6 protein-coding genes are annotated in these 4,261 nt (G+C 72.5%); 2 read left to right on the forward strand and 4 right to left on the reverse strand.

All coding sequences use genetic code 11. The features are described from left to right. Positions 1–232: 232 nt before the first annotated feature. Positions 233–1,186, reverse strand: a complete 954-nt coding sequence (locus DQW85_RS26785; protein WP_240197448.1) for a phosphotriesterase family protein — start codon at positions 1,184–1,186, stop codon at positions 233–235. Between the two features lie 161 nt (positions 1,187–1,347). Between DQW85_RS26785 and DQW85_RS26790 the strand changes: the two genes are divergently transcribed. Together DQW85_RS26790 and DQW85_RS26795 are read left to right on the forward strand one after the other, a co-directional pair. Beyond that, on the forward strand, positions 1,348–1,809 hold the full coding sequence (locus DQW85_RS26790) for a TIGR02611 family protein (protein WP_113702698.1): 462 nt from the start codon (positions 1,348–1,350) through the stop codon (positions 1,807–1,809). 76 nt (positions 1,810–1,885) lie between these two features. Beyond that, on the forward strand, positions 1,886–2,803 hold the full coding sequence (locus tag DQW85_RS26795) for a hypothetical protein (RefSeq protein WP_113702699.1): 918 nt from the start codon (positions 1,886–1,888) through the stop codon (positions 2,801–2,803). 39 nt (positions 2,804–2,842) lie between these two features. Here DQW85_RS26795 and DQW85_RS26800 read toward each other — a convergent pair whose 3' ends face one another. The 3 genes from DQW85_RS26800 to DQW85_RS26810 form a co-directional block, all read right to left on the reverse strand. Next, entirely contained in the window at positions 2,843–3,163 is a 321-nt protein-coding gene (locus DQW85_RS26800; RefSeq protein ID WP_113702700.1) for a GroES family chaperonin, read from the reverse strand. Between the two features lie 62 nt (positions 3,164–3,225). Further along, positions 3,226–4,047: an ABC transporter ATP-binding protein gene (locus DQW85_RS26805; RefSeq protein ID WP_113702701.1), complete on the reverse strand. Its 822-nt coding sequence runs from the start codon at positions 4,045–4,047 to the stop codon at positions 3,226–3,228. After that, positions 4,047–4,261: iron chelate uptake ABC transporter family permease subunit (locus DQW85_RS26810; RefSeq protein WP_162795408.1), on the reverse strand; the 215-nt coding region annotated here is incomplete at its 5' end. The genes DQW85_RS26810 and DQW85_RS26805, both read right to left, overlap by 1 nt.

The following is a 4,261-nucleotide window of genomic DNA, read 5'->3' on the forward strand; positions in this document are numbered from 1 at the left end:
CGCGGGCCTGGGCGAGGCCGCTCAGCGACCACGGGACGGCGAGCCACCCGGCCCACGCCAGCATGACGACGACCGGCACGTCTCCCAGCCTCGCCAGGCGGGACAGCGCCCCTGACGGCCTGCGCGGGCGGCCGTCGCCGCTGTCCGCGTGGTCGCTCACCATCCCTCACCGCCCGGCCTCGTCTGGCCCGATCCTAGCCAGTTTCCCGGCCCGGGACGGTCAGGAGGCCGGTCAGGGACGGCCGGGCCGGAGAGAGGAGGAGGCCGGAAGGGCGAGGGGAAGGGAGGGGACGGAAGTGCCGGAGGTCAGCCAGCGGAGCGGGTTGTCGTGCGTGATCAGCCGGATGGTGTCGTCGCTCACCCCCGCCTCGCGCAGGAGCGGCAGCACTGACCGGAACAGCAGCCCGTAGCCCCGGCCGCCGTACTTCCTCACCTGCTCGATCCGGCTCAGACCGGTGCTGAGCAGCAGCCGGTCGGCGTGGCCCTCCTCGATGAGGCCGAACGCGACCCTGGCGGCCTGCTGCGCGCCGGCGCCGAACGCGGTCAGGCTCACGTACGCGCCCGCCTCGGCGATCTTGCGGGCGGTGGGCACGTCCGCTCCCGCGTAGCCGATGCTCAGCCGCGAGCCGTGCAGCCCCTGCCCGAGGAGGATCTCCAGCATGCCCAGGCAGTCGCGGCCGTAGGTGGCGACCGGAAGGCGGCTGGCGATCGAGGCGCGGGCGGCGGCGACGAGCGCGCGCTCCTCGGCGGGCGTCGGGGTGGCGCCCCAGCAGCCGATCTCGCCGATCACGCCGGGGAAGACGCCGGTGCCGTCGAGGCCGTCCGTGATCTCGCGCATCAGCATCTTGGTCAGCGTGTCCACGTCGGCGTCTCGGCTCTGCGCGAACGGCTCGGTGAACAGGCCGGTCCCGGCGATCACCGGCACCCGCCCGGCGGCGGCGATGCGGGCCAGCGCGTCCGCGTCGCGGCCCATGCCCACGCAGGTCAGGTCGACCACCAGCTCGACCTGGTCGGACTGGCGCAGCCCGTGGAGCTCGGCGGTGACGGTGTGCTCCTCGTCGAGCCAGCGGTACGGGTCGGAGGCGATTCCGGCCCCCCAGCGCGTGTCGGTGCGCAGGTGCTCGTGCGGGAGAACGGCACCGTCGATCGAGGCCGCGCGGACGGGGCCGGTGACGGTGCGAAGCATGACCTCGGGCATAGGAGACATTAACCGATAGCTATAGCAACGTGCAGATTTGCCCCTCAGATTTTACTTTTGGCCCGGTTTAGTGGTCATTGTGCATCTGGTCGCTTGCGTCCGGCGAGCGGGCCTTATCCTGGGGGGCACACCGACCGTGCGGGGGAACAGTGGCGATCCAAGACTCCGACACCGGGGACGCCGACGTGGTCAAGGACAGGGCCGCTGACCGCTCCGGCATTCCCGAGCGCCGCTCCGGCCTGCACGGCTGGCTGGACGGCATCAGGTCCACCCGTACGGGCGCGCTCACCCTCAAGATCGTGATCGGCGTGATCGGCGCGGTCATGGTGGTCGGCGGGCTCATCATGGTGCCGTTCCCGGGGCCGGGGTGGCTCGTCGTGTTCGCCGGGCTGGCGGTGCTGGCCACCGAGTTCCACTGGGCGCACCGGCTGCTGGAGCTCGGCAAGCGCCTGCTGCACTCCTGGACCGAGTGGTACAAGCGGCAGGGCTGGACCGTGCGCGTCATCGTGCTGATCGTCACGGTGGCCGCGGCGAGCGTGATCGTGTACTTCGGCATGCGAACGCTCGGCATCGACCTGCTGATGTACGCCCAGCGCTTCATCCAGTTCTAGGCGGGCGGTTCCAGGCGGGCCATACCCGGTGGCTATCGCCCGGGATATCTCCACGACGAATGTCTATTCTGCGGGCGTGATCGCCCATATCGCCGTCGCGCTGTCCCTGACACTCTTCACCCCTTCCGCCGCGGCGGACGCGCTGCCCCTCCCGGGCGTCGGGGTGACCTACTCCGAACGGGCCGGCGACCCGGTTCGGCTCAGCGCGTACGGGCTGGGAACGCGGAGCACGTACCTCAGGGCGCGCGGCGGGGCCACGTTCGTCAGGCAGCGGGCCCTGTCCGAGGCCGCGGTCTCACCCGACGCCCGGACCGTGGCGGGGGTGCCGGCCGCCTACCGCGACGGCCACGACGCGCTGCACCTCACCGACCGGGCCACGGGTGCCACCAGACGGGTCCGTACCGTCAGGAAGCCGCTCACCGCCTCGTACGTCTCCTGGTCCCGCGACAGCCGGAAGGTGGCGCTGACCGTCGAGCGGAAGGCGGCTGGGCGATGGCGCGCGGCCGGGTTCACCGTGGTGGACGTCGCGGCGGGCACGGCCCGCACGGTTCTGCTCAGTGGCCTCGACCCGAGCGCGGGCTTCTGGTGGACCCCGGCGGGCGACCTGATCGCGAGGTACGGCGACGGGCTGCGCGCCTACCGGGCGAGCGACGGCGCGGTCCTCAGCACCCACGCCGGCATCGGCAGGCCGACCGGGCCCGAGGACTCGTACTCGCCGTCGGGCGGGCGCCTGGCCCTGTGGTGCCCGCCGCGCTTCGCCGAGAGGCTGTGCGTGGCCGACCCGGCGACGGGGCGGATCTCGCGGCGGGTGGCGATCAGACCGGAGGCGGTGTTCGGGTGGTGGGACGAGAACCACGTCATCGCGGTCCTGGCCCACCAGGGCGGCCATCGGCTCGCGGTCGTCGACCTGAACGGCCGGACGCGGCGCGCGCTCGCCGCCATCCCGGCCGGGACGTGGACGGCACGGCTCTGGCTGGGCTTCACCCGCGGCTGACGTCTCACCGCCTTCGGGGGCGGCCCCGGAGGTCAGAGGTCAGAGGTAGAGGCCGGTGCCGTGGTCGGTCTCCTGCGTGGCGACCGCGTGCAGGTCGCGCTCGCGCATCACGAGATAGACCTGCGCGTGCAGCTCCACCTCGAACTGGTCCTCGGGGTTGAGCAGCACCTTGTCGCCCACCTTGACCGAGCGCACGTTGGAGCCGACGCCGCAGACCTCGCCCCAGGCGAGCCGGTTGGCCATCTTGACCGTCGCCGGGATGACGATCCCCGAGCCGCTCCGCCGCTCCTCGGCCTGCTGCTCCAGCCGGAGCATCACCCGGTCGTGCAGCATCTGAATCTCGAACTTGGGCTCTACCACGGGCCAAGTTTACTTTCAGTCGAGAGGCCGTAGCCCTGCCGTCGCCGTTTCAGGCACTCTTGTCAGATCGTCGTCGTGGGGGCGCGGCGGCGGGCCTCCGGGACGATGAGCGGGGTGCCCGTCTGCGGGTCCGGGATGATCTCGCAGCGCAGGTCGAAGACCCGCTCCACCAGCTCCGGCGTGACGGTCGCCGCCGGTTCGCCCTCGGCCACGATCCGCCCGCCGCGCATGACGATCAGGTGGGTGGCGTAGCGGCACGCCTGGTTGAGGTCGTGCAGCACCGCCACCATCGTGCGGCCCGACTCGTGCAGGTCGGCGCACAGGTCCAGCACCTCGATCTGGTGGGAGATGTCGAGGAACGTCGTCGGCTCGTCCAGCAGCAGGATCGGCGTCTCCTGCGCCAGTGCCATCGCCAGCCACACCCGCTGCCGCTGCCCGCCCGACAGCTCGTCCACGATCCGGTCCGCCAATTCGGCCACGTCGGTGGCGCGCATCGCCTCGGCGACCGCGGCTTCGTCGGCGCGCGACCACTGCCGCATCAGCCGCTGGTGCGGGTAGCGGCCGCGCGCCACCAGGTCGGCCACGGTGACGCCCTCGGGGACGATCGAGCTCTGCGGCAGCAGCCCGAGCCGCCGCGCCACCTCCTTCGACGGGAGCGAGGTGATCAGGCCGCCGTCCAGGTGGACGGCGCCCTTCCTGGGCTTGAGCATCCTGGCCAGGGCACGCAGGAGCGTGGACTTGCCGCAGGCGTTCGGGCCGATGATCACGGTGAACGACTCGTCGGGGATCACCACGTCCAGGTCCGCGGCCACGACCCGCCGGTCGTAGGCGAGGGTGAGGTCGCTCCCGGTCAGGCGGCCGGGGCGAGGGGCGGGCCGGGACATCAGTGGCGGTCCTTCCGCAGGAGCAGGGCGAGGTAGACGCCGCCGATCGCGGCGGTGACCACGCCGACGGGCAACTGCACGGGCGCGAGCACCCGCTGGGCGGCCAGGTCGGCCAGGGTGAGCAGCACGGCGCCCACGAGCGCCGAGGCGCCCAGCGTGACGCCGGGCGAGCGGGTCAGCCGCCGGGCCAGCTGCGGGGACGCCAGCGCGACGA

The organism is Nonomuraea lactucae, assembly GCF_003313395.1.
Lineage (GTDB): Bacteria > Actinomycetota > Actinomycetes > Streptosporangiales > Streptosporangiaceae > Nonomuraea > Nonomuraea lactucae.